The 13,131-nt window shown below is 55.6% G+C and carries 17 protein-coding genes; 5 read left to right on the forward strand and 12 right to left on the reverse strand.

Annotated elements, in window-relative coordinates; translation table 11 throughout:
• Nucleotides 1–71: 71 nt before the first annotated feature.
• From SP99_RS15685 to SP99_RS15705, 5 genes are all read right to left on the reverse strand, one after another.
• The gene (locus tag SP99_RS15685) at nt 72–1,025 is read right to left on the reverse strand and encodes a transketolase family protein (RefSeq protein ID WP_025757175.1); all 954 of its coding nucleotides are present in this window, start codon (nt 1,023–1,025) and stop codon (nt 72–74) included.
• On the reverse strand, nt 1,018–1,848 hold the full coding sequence (locus tag SP99_RS15690; RefSeq protein ID WP_047959150.1) for a transketolase: 831 nt from the start codon (nt 1,846–1,848) through the stop codon (nt 1,018–1,020). The genes SP99_RS15685 and SP99_RS15690 overlap by 8 nt, the downstream gene beginning before the upstream one ends.
• Nucleotides 1,845–3,236 (reverse strand): PTS ascorbate transporter subunit IIC, encoded by a 1,392-nt coding sequence (locus SP99_RS15695; protein ID WP_047959151.1) that lies wholly within the window; start codon nt 3,234–3,236, stop codon nt 1,845–1,847. Before SP99_RS15695 ends, SP99_RS15690 begins: the two co-directional genes overlap by 4 nt.
• 21 nt (nt 3,237–3,257) lie before the next feature.
• Nucleotides 3,258–3,530 carry a PTS sugar transporter subunit IIB gene (locus SP99_RS15700; protein ID WP_045285786.1) on the reverse strand — a complete coding sequence of 91 codons (273 nt, stop codon included), beginning with the start codon at nt 3,528–3,530 and terminating at the stop codon, nt 3,258–3,260.
• A gap of 79 nt (nt 3,531–3,609) precedes the next feature.
• Nucleotides 3,610–4,053 (reverse strand): PTS sugar transporter subunit IIA, encoded by a 444-nt coding sequence (locus tag SP99_RS15705; RefSeq protein WP_047959152.1) that lies wholly within the window; start codon nt 4,051–4,053, stop codon nt 3,610–3,612.
• A 233-nt stretch (nt 4,054–4,286) separates the two neighbouring features.
• On the opposite strand from SP99_RS15705, the gene SP99_RS15710 reads away from it, so the two are divergent.
• The gene (locus SP99_RS15710; RefSeq protein WP_045285787.1) at nt 4,287–5,306 is read left to right on the forward strand and encodes a LacI family DNA-binding transcriptional regulator; all 1,020 of its coding nucleotides are present in this window, start codon (nt 4,287–4,289) and stop codon (nt 5,304–5,306) included.
• 3 nt (nt 5,307–5,309) lie between these two features.
• Here the strand turns inward: SP99_RS15710 and yfcD are convergent, their stop codons facing one another.
• The 3 genes from yfcD to yfcF are packed head-to-tail and all read right to left on the reverse strand — an operon-like array spanning nt 5,310 to nt 7,172.
• Nucleotides 5,310–5,864 carry an NUDIX hydrolase YfcD gene (yfcD, locus tag SP99_RS15715; protein ID WP_025757169.1) on the reverse strand — a complete coding sequence of 185 codons (555 nt, stop codon included), beginning with the start codon at nt 5,862–5,864 and terminating at the stop codon, nt 5,310–5,312.
• Nucleotides 5,865–5,919: 55 nt separating this feature from the next.
• A complete protein-coding gene (gene yfcE / locus SP99_RS15720) occupies nt 5,920–6,471 on the reverse strand; it encodes a phosphodiesterase (RefSeq protein ID WP_047959153.1) in 552 nt (183 codons plus the stop codon).
• Between the two features lie 56 nt (nt 6,472–6,527).
• Complete coding sequence (gene yfcF / locus SP99_RS15725; RefSeq protein WP_025757167.1) at nt 6,528–7,172, reverse strand: glutathione transferase; 645 nt, start codon at nt 7,170–7,172, stop codon at nt 6,528–6,530.
• A gap of 141 nt (nt 7,173–7,313) precedes the next feature.
• Between yfcF and yfcG the strand changes: the two genes are divergently transcribed.
• From yfcG to SP99_RS15745, 4 genes are all read left to right on the forward strand, one after another.
• Entirely contained in the window at nt 7,314–7,943 is a 630-nt protein-coding gene (gene yfcG / locus SP99_RS15730; RefSeq protein WP_047959154.1) for a GSH-dependent disulfide bond oxidoreductase, read from the forward strand.
• A 75-nt stretch (nt 7,944–8,018) separates the two neighbouring features.
• Entirely contained in the window at nt 8,019–8,387 is a 369-nt protein-coding gene (gene folX / locus SP99_RS15735) for a dihydroneopterin triphosphate 2'-epimerase (protein WP_025757165.1), read from the forward strand.
• Between the two features lie 13 nt (nt 8,388–8,400).
• On the forward strand, nt 8,401–9,294 hold the full coding sequence (locus SP99_RS15740; protein ID WP_047959155.1) for a TIGR01777 family oxidoreductase: 894 nt from the start codon (nt 8,401–8,403) through the stop codon (nt 9,292–9,294).
• Nucleotides 9,295–9,338: 44 nt separating this feature from the next.
• A complete protein-coding gene (locus tag SP99_RS15745) occupies nt 9,339–9,848 on the forward strand; it encodes a GNAT family N-acetyltransferase (protein ID WP_047959156.1) in 510 nt (169 codons plus the stop codon).
• A gap of 128 nt (nt 9,849–9,976) precedes the next feature.
• Here SP99_RS15745 and hisP read toward each other — a convergent pair whose 3' ends face one another.
• The 4 genes from hisP to hisJ all read right to left on the reverse strand — a co-directional run bounded on the left by hisP (nt 9,977) and on the right by hisJ (nt 13,029).
• On the reverse strand, nt 9,977–10,750 hold the full coding sequence (gene hisP, locus SP99_RS15750; protein WP_014832781.1) for a histidine ABC transporter ATP-binding protein HisP: 774 nt from the start codon (nt 10,748–10,750) through the stop codon (nt 9,977–9,979).
• Between the two features lie 8 nt (nt 10,751–10,758).
• Nucleotides 10,759–11,475 carry an ABC transporter permease gene (locus SP99_RS15755; protein WP_008502590.1) on the reverse strand — a complete coding sequence of 239 codons (717 nt, stop codon included), beginning with the start codon at nt 11,473–11,475 and terminating at the stop codon, nt 10,759–10,761.
• A complete protein-coding gene (locus tag SP99_RS15760; protein WP_008502591.1) occupies nt 11,472–12,158 on the reverse strand; it encodes a histidine ABC transporter permease HisQ in 687 nt (228 codons plus the stop codon). The genes SP99_RS15755 and SP99_RS15760 overlap by 4 nt, the downstream gene beginning before the upstream one ends.
• An 88-nt stretch (nt 12,159–12,246) precedes the next feature.
• Nucleotides 12,247–13,029, reverse strand: coding sequence for a histidine ABC transporter substrate-binding protein HisJ (hisJ, locus tag SP99_RS15765; protein WP_023336423.1), 783 nt, complete (start codon nt 13,027–13,029; stop codon nt 12,247–12,249).
• Between the last annotated feature and the right edge of the window lie 102 nt (nt 13,030–13,131).

Here is a 13,131-nt window from a genome sequence, read left to right on the forward strand (position 1 = left end):
ACGGTTTTGTAGGCCGGATAAGCGGAGCGCCATCCGGCAAGAAAGGCGACCACAAAGGGTCGCCTTTTTTATTACAGCAGCTCTCGCGCCGCCGACACTATGTCATGTGCCGTCAGGCCATACTCCTTCTGCAGGAACTCCTGCGTCCCCACCTGACCGTAACGCTCCTTCACCCCCACCCGCCGCATCGGCACCGGGCAGGTTTCCACCAGTACTTCCGCCACCGCCGATCCCAGCCCGTTGTGAATGCTGTGGTTTTCACAGGTCACAATCCGTCCGGTTTTCTCGGCGTAGTTTTTCACCAGCATCCGGTCGATGGGCTTCAGGGTAAACATGTCGATGACCGCCGCACTGACCCCCTCCTGCTCCAGCTGATGCGCCGCCTCAAGCGCTTCCGCCACCATAATGCCGTTGGCGATAAGCGTAATATCACTCCCCTCGCGCAGCACGTTGCCTTTGCCGATGGTGAAGGTGGAGCCCGGCGCATAAACGCTCGGCGCCTGCTTACGGATGGTGCGCACCCAGTAGAACCCTTCCAGGTCAATCAGCTGGCGCAGGACGTCTTCAAACATCACCGCGTCAGTCACCTCCAGCACCACCGAATGCGCCAGACCGCGCACGATCCCCATGTCCTCAAACGACATATGGGTCCCGCCGTTGTGACAGGCAGTTACCCCCGCATCCGAGGCAATCACCTTCACGTTGTTGCGCTGGTAGTCCAGAGACATAAACAGCTGGTCGAAGCAGCGACGGCTGGCAAAGGCGGTGAAGGTGTGAACAAACGGCTTACGTCCGGTAAGCGCCAGCCCCGCCGCGGTGCCGATGACATTGGCTTCCATAATGCCGCAGTTAATCACGTGCTGCGGATAATCGCGCGCTACGCCGTCCATCGCCATCGAGCTCATCAGGTCCGCTTCCAGCGCGATAATCTCACTGCCTGCCTCTATCTGTTTTGCCACAAAACCCGCGTAAACCTTGCGCATCTCAACGGCATCTTTCTGTCGTGGCGGTGCAACCTTAATCATGTGATGCCTCCAGTTGGCGAATCGTCTCGTTGAGGGCCGCTTTGCTCTCTGCGGTCAAGCGCAGGTGGTGCGAGTTGCTGAGCTGCTCCAGATATGGCACCCCCTGCCCCTTAATGCTGTCGAGGATCACCACCCGCGGGCGCGCATCCGTGGCTGGCACACGGGACGTCACCTCCAGCAGCCCTGGGATATCGTCACCTTTCACCGTCACCACGTCGAAACCAAAGGCGCGGAATTTCCCCTCCAGATCGAATGCGCTGATGATGTCATCCAGTTCGCCATCCAGCTGCTGCTTATTCCAGTCGACGAACACCGTCAGGTTATTCAGGCGATGGTGGGCAATAAACTGGAAGGCTTCCCAACACTGCCCCTCGTTCAGCTCACCGTCACCGACGATGCAAAAGACCCGGTTCGGCCTGCCTGCCAGCTTGTGCGACAGCGCCATGCCGCCGGCGATGGAGATCCCTTGCCCCAGCGAGCCAGTCGTGGCATCCACGCCGCGCGTTTTCAGCCGGTCCGGGTGGCTGGGCAGCCGCGTACCGTTCTGGTTCAGGGTGCTCAGCTCCTCAATAGGGAAATAGCCCTTAATAGCCAGCGTGCTGTAGAGCGCCGGGCCCGCATGGCCTTTCGACAGGACAAAATAGTCTCGCTCAGGCCAGTCCGGATCTGCCGGGTCAATCTTCATCACCGCGCCGTACAGCACGGCGAGCGTTTCAACCACCGACATACTGCCGCCGTAGTGGCCAAACCCCAACTGCGTCAGCGATTTCAGGGTCTCAAGACGAATGTGACGCGCGAGTTCAGTTATCTCTTTCTCATTCATGATTTGGCTCCGCTGTTTTCCTGCGCGTTACCGCCCGCAGGTTTGTTTTTCGCGAACACGTTGTACACCACCAGCAGCGCGAACAGCGCCACAACCAGCCCGGTAATGGCAAGCGGTGACAGGAAGCGCGCCAGGTTGCCGAGCACAATCCCGACAGCACCGAAATCCGCGTCCGAGAAGGTGGTGTTGGCAAAGCCAATGGCGCCCAGTACCGGCAGCAGCAGGACCGGCAGGAAGGTGATCAGCAGACCGTTGGCAAAGGCGCCAATCATGGCCCCGCGACGTCCACCGGTGGCGTTACCGAACACGCCCGCCGTTGCGCCAGTGAAGAAGTGCGGCACCACGCCCGGGAGGATCAGCACCCAGCTGAACTGCCCGCAGATGAACAGCCCAACAATTCCCCCGAGGAAACTGAACAGGAAGCCAATCAGCACCGCGTTTGGCGCATACGGATAGACCACCGGGCAGTCCAGAGCCGGACGCGCATTGGGTACCAGCTTTTCCGAGAAACCGGTGAAGGCCGGGACGATTTCCGCCAGAATCAGACGCACGCCCTGCAGGATGATGAACACGCCCGCCGCAAAGGTGATCGCCATGATGATGGCGTAAACGAGGTAGTTCTGACCGCCGCTTAAGGTGGCCTCGACATACTCACGTCCGGCGCTCACCGCCATGATCAGGTAGATAATCATCATGGTCAGGGAGATAGAAATGGAGCTGTCGCGCAGGAAGCTCAGGTTCTTCGGCAGGTTCATCTCTTCGGTTGAGCGCGAGCCTTTCCCCACCTTGCTGCCAATCCAGCCGGAGAGCACGTAGCCCAGCGTGCCGAAGTGGCCGAAGGCAATCTCGTCGTTGCCGGTAATGCGCTTCATGTAGCGCTGCGCAATCGCCGGGAAGAAAGCCATGATCAGGCCGAGGATCAGTGAACCGGTAAACACCAGCCCTACCCCCTCAAAACCCGCCACCGTCAGGATCACGCCAATCATGCACGCCATGTAGAAGGTGTGATGCCCGGTCAGGAAGATATACTTCAGGCGGGTAAAGCGGGCGACGATAATATTTGCCACCATCCCGAAGGCCATAATCAACGCGGTTGAGGCGCCGTATTTCTCCAGCGCAATGGACACAATCGCTTCATTATTTGGAATAATTCCCTGGATATTAAAGGCATGTTCAAACATGCCGCCTAAAGGATTTAACGACCCAACCAGTACCGTGGCACCGCCGCCCAAAACAATAAAGCCAAGAATGGTTTTAATGGTCCCTTTCACCACATCAGAAAAGGCTTTTTTCTGCGCGACCAGACCAATTAATGCAATTAACCCCACCAGCACCGAAGGGACTTTTAATATATCAACAACGAAATTCAGCGTTTCAAGGATAAACATATCCACCTCGCCTTATCAGGTTTAACGTTTGTCGAACCAGCTGCGCAGTTGCGCTTCCAGTTCATTGATATCAATGATGTTGTTGATCACCACCAGCTGGCTTTCCGGCACGCTGGCGCTGGCCGCAATGTCTTTTGCCATCACGAACAGATCGGCCGCGCCCGGCGTGGCCGAGGAGAGATCGGAGTGTTCAACGTCAGCCTCAATCTCCAGCTTTTTGAGCACCTTTTTAATGTTCATTTCAACCATAAAACTGCTGCCCAGACCGGAACCGCAAATAGCCATGATTTTCATTGTTGTCCCCTTATTTTGAGTAGAGTACGCCCCACCACGCTGACGCGTAATGTTGTGAAAAAGCGGGTTAAAAAATAAATCAGAAGCGGTTAATAATCGTTTTTATCTCCTCCAGCGTATTCGCCTGATGCAGTTCGGCCATATCGGCCTCGCTGGAAAATAACTCAGCCAGCGCCGAGATCATCTCGATATGGCTATTTTTGTCGGGTGCCGCGAGCATAATAATCACATCGACAGGGTCAAACTCACCGGCACCAAAAGAGACGCCCTGATTTAGTTTTAATAATGACAACCCCAGTCCTTTGGCGCCTTCCTCCGGCCGCGCATGCGGCATAGCCAGCCCTGGTGCCAGCACATAATAAGGTCCTAACGTATGATGTTGCTCAATGATTGCCGTCACGTATTCTGGCGCTATCGTCTTAAGCTCCAGCAGCGGTTTCGCGCAGATCTCAAGGGCCTGCGGCCAGCTTTCAACGCTGTCCTGCAGCGTGATGGTTGTATCATATATCCATTTTTTCAGCACTTTTCACTCCTGCCAGACTGCAAAAGATGAGCAAACTTTATTCAACACATCCATTATTAACCGTGATAATTATCACAAAGATAGCGCTACCAAGATCTAACATTCAGAAGTGTGATAGCGCTATCAAATTACCATCCTGGCGTGAAATCACAGCAAAAAAAGGGATTTAAGGCGTATACTGCGTGTCACGTGAAATGAAGGAAAACGAACGCGTCTGGTCAGCAGGAAGGTGTATGTCTCTAACCCGAAAACGGCGCAGTACTGGTAAAGTGACACTCGCCGATGTCGCACAGCTTGCCGGTGTGGGCACGATGACCGTGTCCCGTGCACTCCGCACGCCTGAACAGGTTTCCGATAAACTACGAGAAAAAATTGAAGCCGCGGTGCAGGAGCTGGGTTATATGCCCAATCTTGCCGCCAGCGCGCTGGCCTCGGCCTCCTCATGGACCATAGCCATGGTGGTGCCTAACCTCTCCGAAGCAGGCTGCTCGGAGATGTTCGCCGGGCTACAGCAGGTGCTGCAGCCCGCCGGATATCAAATCATGCTGGCTGAATCCCAGCACCGCCTTGAGCAGGAAGAGAAGTTGCTGGAGACGCTGCTGGCGTCAAATATCGCCGCCGCTATCCTGCTCAGCGTTGAACATACCGACACCGTTCGTCACTGGCTGAAGAATGCCTCTATTCCGGTGATGGAGATGGGGGCCATGCGCGCCGACCCGATCGATATGAACATCGGGATTGATAACGTGGCGGCCATGTATGAACTCACGGAAATGGTCATTAAGCGCGGCTATCAGAATATTGGCCTGCTGTGCGCCAACCAGGAACAGTGGATTTTCCAGCAGCATCTGCAGGGCTGGTACAAAGCCATGCTGCGCCACCACATGTCGCCAAACCGGGTCATTAACGCGGCCATGTCGCCGAGTTTCTCGACCGGTGCGGCGCAACTGCCTGAATTCCTGCTGGCCTGGCCGGAGCTGGATGCGCTGGTGTGCGTTTCTGACGAACTGGCCTGCGGGGCGCTGTACGAATGCCAGCGCAGGCGCATCAAAGTACCGGACGATCTGGCGATAGTGGGTTTTGGGGATAGCGACGTCAGCCGGGTCTGTCAGCCGCCGCTGACCACCATGGCGGTACCGCATCGTAAGATTGGGATTGAAGCCGGAAAAGCGTTACTGGAGCGTCTGAATGGCGGAGACTGGCGCGACCAAAAACCCATCGCGTCCAGTCTGTGTCTGAGGGAGAGTTGCTAGCGCTTACTCGGCCTCTTCCTCTTTCTCGGATTTAGTCGATTCGTTATTGGCGTTACGGCTCATCCAGAGCGCCAGCGCTTTTAACGAATCCGGCGTAAACTCGTCGCAACGCGCGGTAATCTCTTCCGGCGTCATCCAGTTTACTTCGCTGACTTCTTCTTCCTGCAGGGCGAACGGGCCATGAGAAACGCAGCTGAACAGCCCGCCCCAGACGCGGCAATGTTCATCCTCAAAGTAGAACTGACCATGTTCGGCAAACGGCACACCGGCAATACCTAACTCTTCTTCCGCTTCACGACGCGCGGAATCCAGCAGCACCTCATCCGCCTGGACAACGCCGCCTGCAGTGGCATCCAGCATACCCGGGAGAAAATCTTTGGTGTCCGTGCGGCGCTGAACCAGAATTTTACCCATACCGTCATGGACAACGATATATGTCGCACGGTGACGCAGGCGCTCCGCACGCATTTGTTCGCGGCTGGCCTGCGCGATCACTTCATTCTCTTCGTTGACAATGTCAACCCACTCTGTACTTGCCAAATGACTCTGCTCCACCATCGGGAAACCTTCTCGTCTAAGCGCTCTGTCGGCGCGTTTGCAGTTGAGGTGTAACTTACGGATTAATCGTTACCTGCGCAATAACTTGCTGATCATTAAGTGCGATAACGCTCAGGGTATTACCCTCCAGCATGCCATAACTCGCAGGATATCCGCCTTTCGGTATGCTGACCGACCCCGGATTAAAGTGATAAGTATCACCGCGTTTTTCAGCAACCGGAATATGAGTATGACCGTAAACCAGGACATCGCCAGCCGCGAGCGCCGGGAGATTATCCGGGCCAAAAAGATGGCCATGCGTCAGGAACAGTCGGCTGTGTTCCAGCAGCACCTGCTGCCACGGCGCGGTGAGGGGAAAATGCAGCAGCATCTGGTCCACTTCGCTGTCGCAGTTGCCGCGAACGGCGATAATGCGCGAGGCATACGCGTTCAGTTTTTCAGCCACCTGCGCAGGGGCGTAGCCTTCCGGCAGCGCATTGCGCGGGCCGTGATTAAGCACATCGCCCAGAATGATCAGCCACTGCGCGCCGCTTTGTGCAAACAGGGAGAGGACACGCTCGGTCGCGGGCAGCGATCCATGGATATCCGACGCAAACATCAGTTTCATCAGTCACTCCTCGGGAAAACAGACTGCCCCCATCATACCTGAAGCGTCAGGTCTTATCAGCCCGCATGCTTAGCGGAGAGTGCCACATAGCGCTGCACGGAGGCTCGCTGCCACTGAAACGCGGCATAATCGACCAGCAGCTGCGGTACCGCATCACCGTTGAGGATCAAACGGTTTAGCATTAACGCCAGATCTGCGTCAGCAATACACCACTCACCGAACAGGTTCGGGTTGCCATGAGCGAGCAGTAAGGTGGCGGTATCAATCAGTTTTTGGGCGCTTTCCTGGCCTTCTGCGCTCAGGGCGGGCTTTTTTACCCCGGCAAACACGACATCCGTCGGGCGTTCCACGCGAATCGGCACCAGATCGCTGCGCAGCCACGCCTGAATCTGCCGCGCCCGGGCGCGCTTTTGCAGATCGTGAGGATAGATCCGCTCCCACTCTGGCGGCGAAAACCGATCTTCCAGATATTCATCGATCGCCGACGATTCGCTCAGGGCAAACCCCTCTATTTCCAGCACCGGCACGCGTCGGGTCAGGTCGTATCCCTGCCACTGCGGTTTAAGATGTTCACCACCGTCAAGATCGACGGTCTTCAGCGTAAATGTGAGTCCTTTTTCGGCCAGCGCAACGTATACGCTCATGACATAGGGAGAAAAGAAATTCGCATCGGACCACAACGTGATTACGGGCTGGTTCATAACATCCTCATTGGCTGATCGGGTTTTGACTCAACATATAATCTCTTTGCCTCGCTGTCACTTGATGAAAACTCACGATTTACAACAACCACCTATACTCATTTGATATGGCACCACTCTTCGCATGGACAGGAGTTGAGAATGATCGACCTTTATTATGCCCCTACCCCAAACGGCCACAAGATCACCCTTTTTCTCGAGGAGGCCGAACTGGATTACAGGATCATTCGCGTGGATATCAGCAAAGGCGATCAGTTCAGCCCTCTCTTTCTGGCTATTTCGCCGAACAATAAAATTCCGGCCATTATTGATAACCAGCCGACGGACGGGGGCAGGCCGTTGAGCCTGTTTGAATCCGGTGAAATTCTGCTCTACCTGGCGGAGAAAACCGGCAAGCTGCTGAGCGGGGAGTTACGCGAGCGTCATCACACCCTGCAGTGGCTCTTCTGGCAAGCCAGCGGGCTGGGGCCCATGCTTGGGCAAAATCACCATTTTACCGCCTACGCCCCGCAGCCCATTCCTTATGCGATAGAGCGCTATCAGGTTGAAACTCAGCGGCTCTATGGCGTTCTGAACCGTCGGCTGGAGAAGACGCCGTGGCTCGGGGGCGATCATTACAGTATTGCCGACATTGCCTGCTGGCCGTGGGTGAATACGCATGAAAAACACCGAATTGACTTAGGCGCTTACCCGGCGGTAAACAACTGGTTCGAGCGCATCCGTACCCGCCCGGCGACCGAACGCGCGATGCAAAAAATCCAGCAAATTTAACCCGGTATGAGGCTGGGTGCCTGTGAGCCACTCATGTATGATGAGCGGGAAATACTGACACGGAGAAGACCTGCAATGTCACAGCCAGACGCCATTATTCGTATAAAAAATTTACGCTTGCGTACCTTCATCGGTATCAAAGAGGAAGAGATCGCCAACCGTCAGGATATTGTCATTAACGTGGTGATTCACTATCCCGCAGACAAAGCGCGGGCCAGTGAAGACATCAATGACGCGCTGAACTACCGCACCATCACCAAAAATATCATCCAGTACGTGGAGAATAACCGCTTCTCTCTGCTGGAAAAATTAACTCAGGATGTGCTCGATATCGCACGCGAACATCACTGGGTCACTTATGCTGAAGTTGAGATCGATAAACTTCACGCCCTGCGTTACGCCGACTCCGTCTCTATGACGCTAAGCTGGAAACGCCAGGCGTAAACCTGGAGGTTGTATGAAGATTTTGCTGACCGGCGGTACAGGCCTCATTGGTCGTCACCTTATTGCGCGTCTGCAGGCCTTGCATCACGACATTACCGTGGTCACGCGCAGCCCTGAGAAGGCACGCCAGGTGCTGGGTGCTGGTGTCGACATCTGGAAAAATCTCGCCGATCAGCAAAATCTCGACGGCTTCGACGCCGTCATTAACCTCGCGGGTGAACCCATCGCCGATAAGCGCTGGACGGAAGAGCAAAAACAGCTGTTATGCAGCAGCCGGTGGAACATCACCGAAAAGCTGGTCGAGCTTATCCGCAACAGTCAGACGCCGCCTTCGGTGCTGATTTCAGGCTCCGCTGTGGGCTACTACGGCGATCTCGGCGAGGTGGTGGTCACTGAGGAAGAGCCGCCCCATAACGAGTTCACCCATAAACTCTGCGCCCAGTGGGAGCGTATTGCCTGCGCGGCGCAGAGCGATCGGACCCGCGTTTGCCTGCTGCGGACCGGCGTTGTCCTGGCACCGAAAGGCGGCATTCTGGCGAAAATGCTTCCCCCTTTCCGGCTTGGACTTGGCGGGCCCATCGGTAATGGGCGTCAGTATCTGGCCTGGATCCATATAGACGATATGGTCAACGGTATTCTCTGGCTGCTGGATAACGATCTGCGCGGGCCGTTTAACATGGTTGCGCCGTATCCGGTGCGTAATGAGCAGTTTGCCCATGCGCTGGGACATGCCCTGCACCGCCCGGCGATTTTGCGGGTGCCCGCTACGGTGATCCGCCTGATGATGGGTGAAGCCGCGGTGCTGGTATTAGGCGGGCAACGGGCGCTGCCCAAACGGCTGGAAGCGGCCGGGTTCGCGTTCCGCTGGTATGACTTAGAGGAAGCGCTGGGGGATGTGGTGCGGTGAATATGCTACAGTCGTACGCCATGTTCCGATGAAATGGCGTAACAATGGCAACCCTCACTACCCCCCGGCTTCATCTCACTCCCTTCAAACCCACTGACTGGGCCTTCTTTCGCTCGCTGCGCGAAGATCGCAGCATCATGCGCTATATGGCCGCCATCGCTCCGGAAAAAGAGACCCGACGCGTGTTTGCCGCGCGGCTTACGGCTGCACATGTTTTTGTGATCCGCTTTCGTAATGATGACACACCGCTTGGCGACATCGGCCTGCAAATCAGCCCTGAGAATCGTGAAGAGGCCGATATCGGCTATACGGTTGTGCCAGCCGCGCAGGGAAAAGGTATCGCCAGCGAGGCGCTGCGCGCGGTGTGTGAATACGCCTTTAACCAGACCGGCGTGAAGGCGATTAACGCCTACGTGCTGGCGGACAACGGCGGGTCGGTGCGGGTGCTGGAGAAAGCCGGTTTTGTGCGTACCCAGGTGCTGGAAAAGGCGTATGAGATTGACGGCGTACGCTATGACGACTGGGTGTATCGGCTGGAGTGCGGTGCGGTCTGAATGCCGGGCGGCACTGCGTTTGCCCGGCCTACGGTTTTTGTAGGCCCGGTAAGCGAAGCGCCACCGGGCGATTGAGCTGCACCGCGGCCTGATGCCCTCTCCCACAGGAAGAGGGAAAAAGGCAAAACCTACTTCAAAGAACCCTTCAGGAACTGCTGCAAACGCGGGCTTTGCGGGTTCGCCAGCACCTCATCCGGGTGCCCCTGCTCTTCAATTTTCCCCTGATGCAGGAAAATCACATGGTTCGAGACGTTACGGGCGAAGCCCATCTCGTGCGTCACCACCACCATCGTTTTGCCCTCTTCGGCCAGCTTCTGCATGATCCGCAGCACTTCGCCAACGAGTTCCGGGTCCAGCGCTGAGGTCGGTTCGTCAAACAGCAGTACCTCAGGTTCCATTGCCAGGGCGCGGGCGATAGAGACACGCTGTTGCTGGCCACCGGAGAGGTGCACCGGGTATTTCATCTGCTGGCGCTCGTCGATCCCCACCTTTGCAAGGTATTTCACCGCCCGCTCGCGGGCTTCATGCTTGCTCAGGCCCAGCACCTGCACCGGCGCTTCCATCACGTTCTCCAGCACCGTCATATGGCTCCAGAGGTTAAAGTGCTGGAACACCATCGTCAGACGCGTACGCAGCAGGCGCAGCTGGTTCTTGTCGGCCACCTTCAGCTGGCCGTCTTTGTCACGCACCAGGTTAATATTCTGCCCGCTCACCACAATTGAGCCTTCGCTCGGCTTTTCGAGGAAGTTGATGCAGCGCAGGAAGGTACTTTTACCCGAGCCGGATGAGCCGATAATACTGATCACGTCGCCCGCATTCGCCTGCAGCGACACCCCTTTCAGCACTTCATGTTCGCCGTAGCGTTTGTGCAAATCAATTACGTTTAATTTGTTCTCAGCCATCATCTTTCTCAGTGCGTCGAAGAAGGTTTTATATGCTGCAACCAGCGTTTTTCAGCCTTACGGAACAGGCTAATCAATACATAAGAGATAATTAAATAGAGCACCGCCGCAATGCCAAACGCGGTAAACGGCTGATAGGTCGCGGAGTTAATATCGCGCGCAATTTTGAGCAGGTCCGGTACCGTCGCGGTAAAGGCGAGCGCGGTGGAGTGCAGCATCAAAATCACTTCGTTACTGTATGCCGGTAACGCGATACGCAGCGCCGACGGCAGGATAATGCAACGGTAGAGTTTCACAGAAGAAAAACCGTACGCACGCGCCGCTTCAATTTCACCGTAAGGGACGGAGCGAATGGCCCCCGCGAAAATCTCGGTGGTATAAGCGCAGGTGTTGAGCGTCAATGCCAGTACCGTACAGTTCAGACCGCTACGGAAGAACGCATTCAGCATCTCCGTGCCTTTGACGATCTCAAGCGTGTACATCCCCGAATAGAAGACCAGCAGTTGCACGTACAACGGCGTACCGCGAAACACATAGGTAAACAGCCAGATCGGGAACTGGATAAATTTATTGTTCGACACGCGGCCAATGGCAAGAAACACCGCCAGAATACCGCCCATCACCACCGAGGAGATCAGCAGCCAGAGCGTGATCGCCACGCCGGTAAAGCGGTAACCATCTGTCCACAGCAGCGATTTCCAGTATTCCTGAATAATCTCAATCACAGGTCAGCCCTCTTCACACCCACGGAATAGCGACGCTCAAGCAGAAGCAGCACCCCGTTGGAGACAGTCGTAAAGACCAGATAGATAACGCCACAGACCACCGCAAAGTAGAACGGCTCCCAGGTGCTTTTGCCTGCCAGCTGCGTGGCTTTCACCACGTCTTCCAGGCCCAGCAGCGAGACCAGCGCGGTGGCTTTGAGGATGACCTGCCAGTTATTACCGATGCCAGGCAGCGCATAACGCATCATGGCGGGGAACATAATCCGACGAAACGTTTGTGAAGAGGTAAAACCAAATGCGGTTGCCGCCTCAATGTGACCTTTCGGCACGGCCATGTAAGCCCCGCGGAAAGTTTCAGTGAAGTAGGCACCGTAGATAAAACCGAGGGTAATAATACCGGCCACCATCGGGTCGATATCAATTTGTCCCATACCCATCGCGTCTGTTATGCCGTTAAGCGCAATCTGCAGACCGTAAAAGATCAGCAGCATCAGCACCAGATCGGGAACGCCGCGAATGAGTGTGGTATAGCCTTCAAAGATCAGCGCCAGCGGTTTGTTAGCCGAAAGCTTCGCCCCTGCGCCTGCCAGACCTATCAGCACCGCCAGCACCACGGAGCTGATAGCCAGCTCAAGGGTGACAAGCGCGCCCTGTAAAATAACGCCAGAAAATCCGTACAGCATACCGCGAGCCCTGTCGTATCGTGAGTGGTGGAACCGTGTCTTTTCCCCTCCCTCAGCGGGAGGGGCCGCACGTTATATGACGGGGCGATTAGCCGCCGTAAACATTAAAATCGAAGTATTTTTTCGCCAGTTTGTCGTACGTTCCGTCCGCGCGCATTTCAGCAAACGCCTTGTTCAGCGCTTCACGCAATTCGTTGTCTTCCTTGCGCAGGCCCATACCGGTCCCTACACCAAACAACTTAACATCCTTAATGGACGGACCGCCAAACTTGTAATCTTTACCCACCGGCGTTTTCAGGAAGCCTTCGCTCGCGGCAACTTCATCCTGGAAAGCGGCATCAATTCGGCCTGCCGTCAGGTCAGCGTAGATATTTTCCTGGCCCTGATAGGAGACGATTTCAATCCCCTTCGGCGCCCAGTGTTCGTTGCCGTAGGTTTCCTGCGTGGTGCCCTGCAGCACGCCGACGCGTTTGCCTTTCAGGGATTCCAGCGTTGGCTGAATGTCAGAAGCTTTAGCCACCACCAGACGAGAATCGGCCGCGTAGAGTTTGTCGGTGAAGGCAATCTCCTGCTGGCGTTTTTCGGTAATGGAGAGCGAGGACATAATCACGTCGATTTTTTTCGCTTTCAGAGAGGGGATCAGCGCATCCAGCGGGTTCTCAACGTAGGTACACTGTGCTTTGATGCGTTTGCACAGCTCATTGGCCAGATCGATGTCAAAACCGACCAGTTCACCCTTTGAATTCTTTGATTCGAACGGTGCATAGGTTGGATCGGTACCAATCCGAATTTTCTGCGGAATGGCTGCGAATGCCGCGGTGGCGCTGGAAAAGGCCAGCACCAGAGATAATGACAACACGAGCTTTTTCATATTTATCCTCAACAAACTGTCTTCATACGGGATTTTTACGACGACGGGGTGGTGCTAATGTGCCATTAATCCCCTTAGTCAGGCAAAGATTAATGCCTTTCA

This window comes from Enterobacter sp. BIDMC92, assembly GCF_001030225.1.
GTDB lineage: Bacteria > Pseudomonadota > Gammaproteobacteria > Enterobacterales > Enterobacteriaceae > Enterobacter > Enterobacter sichuanensis.

What these genes read in the sequence shown, in the direction of transcription:
- SP99_RS15745 (WP_047959156.1), top strand. Translation starts at nt 9,339, where the DNA reads ATGGCAACCCTCACTACCCCCCGGCTTCATCTCACTCCCTTCAAACCC.
- yfcD (WP_025757169.1), bottom strand. Translation starts at nt 5,864, where the DNA reads ATGGTGGAGCAGAGTCATTTGGCAAGTACAGAGTGGGTTGACATTGTC.
- SP99_RS15685 (WP_025757175.1), bottom strand. Translation starts at nt 1,025, where the DNA reads ATGATTAAGGTTGCACCGCCACGACAGAAAGATGCCGTTGAGATGCGC.
- yfcE (WP_047959153.1), bottom strand. Translation starts at nt 6,471, where the DNA reads ATGAAACTGATGTTTGCGTCGGATATCCATGGATCGCTGCCCGCGACC.
- yfcF (WP_025757167.1), bottom strand. Translation starts at nt 7,172, where the DNA reads ATGAACCAGCCCGTAATCACGTTGTGGTCCGATGCGAATTTCTTTTCT.
- SP99_RS15740 (WP_047959155.1), top strand. Translation starts at nt 8,401, where the DNA reads ATGAAGATTTTGCTGACCGGCGGTACAGGCCTCATTGGTCGTCACCTT.
- SP99_RS15710 (WP_045285787.1), top strand. Translation starts at nt 4,287, where the DNA reads ATGTCTCTAACCCGAAAACGGCGCAGTACTGGTAAAGTGACACTCGCC.
- folX (WP_025757165.1), top strand. Translation starts at nt 8,019, where the DNA reads ATGTCACAGCCAGACGCCATTATTCGTATAAAAAATTTACGCTTGCGT.
- SP99_RS15760 (WP_008502591.1), bottom strand. Translation starts at nt 12,158, where the DNA reads ATGCTGTACGGATTTTCTGGCGTTATTTTACAGGGCGCGCTTGTCACC.
- SP99_RS15700 (WP_045285786.1), bottom strand. Translation starts at nt 3,530, where the DNA reads ATGAAAATCATGGCTATTTGCGGTTCCGGTCTGGGCAGCAGTTTTATG.
- yfcG (WP_047959154.1), top strand. Translation starts at nt 7,314, where the DNA reads ATGATCGACCTTTATTATGCCCCTACCCCAAACGGCCACAAGATCACC.
- hisP (WP_014832781.1), bottom strand. Translation starts at nt 10,750, where the DNA reads ATGGCTGAGAACAAATTAAACGTAATTGATTTGCACAAACGCTACGGC.
- SP99_RS15695 (WP_047959151.1), bottom strand. Translation starts at nt 3,236, where the DNA reads ATGTTTATCCTTGAAACGCTGAATTTCGTTGTTGATATATTAAAAGTC.
- SP99_RS15690 (WP_047959150.1), bottom strand. Translation starts at nt 1,848, where the DNA reads ATGAATGAGAAAGAGATAACTGAACTCGCGCGTCACATTCGTCTTGAG.
- hisJ (WP_023336423.1), bottom strand. Translation starts at nt 13,029, where the DNA reads ATGAAAAAGCTCGTGTTGTCATTATCTCTGGTGCTGGCCTTTTCCAGC.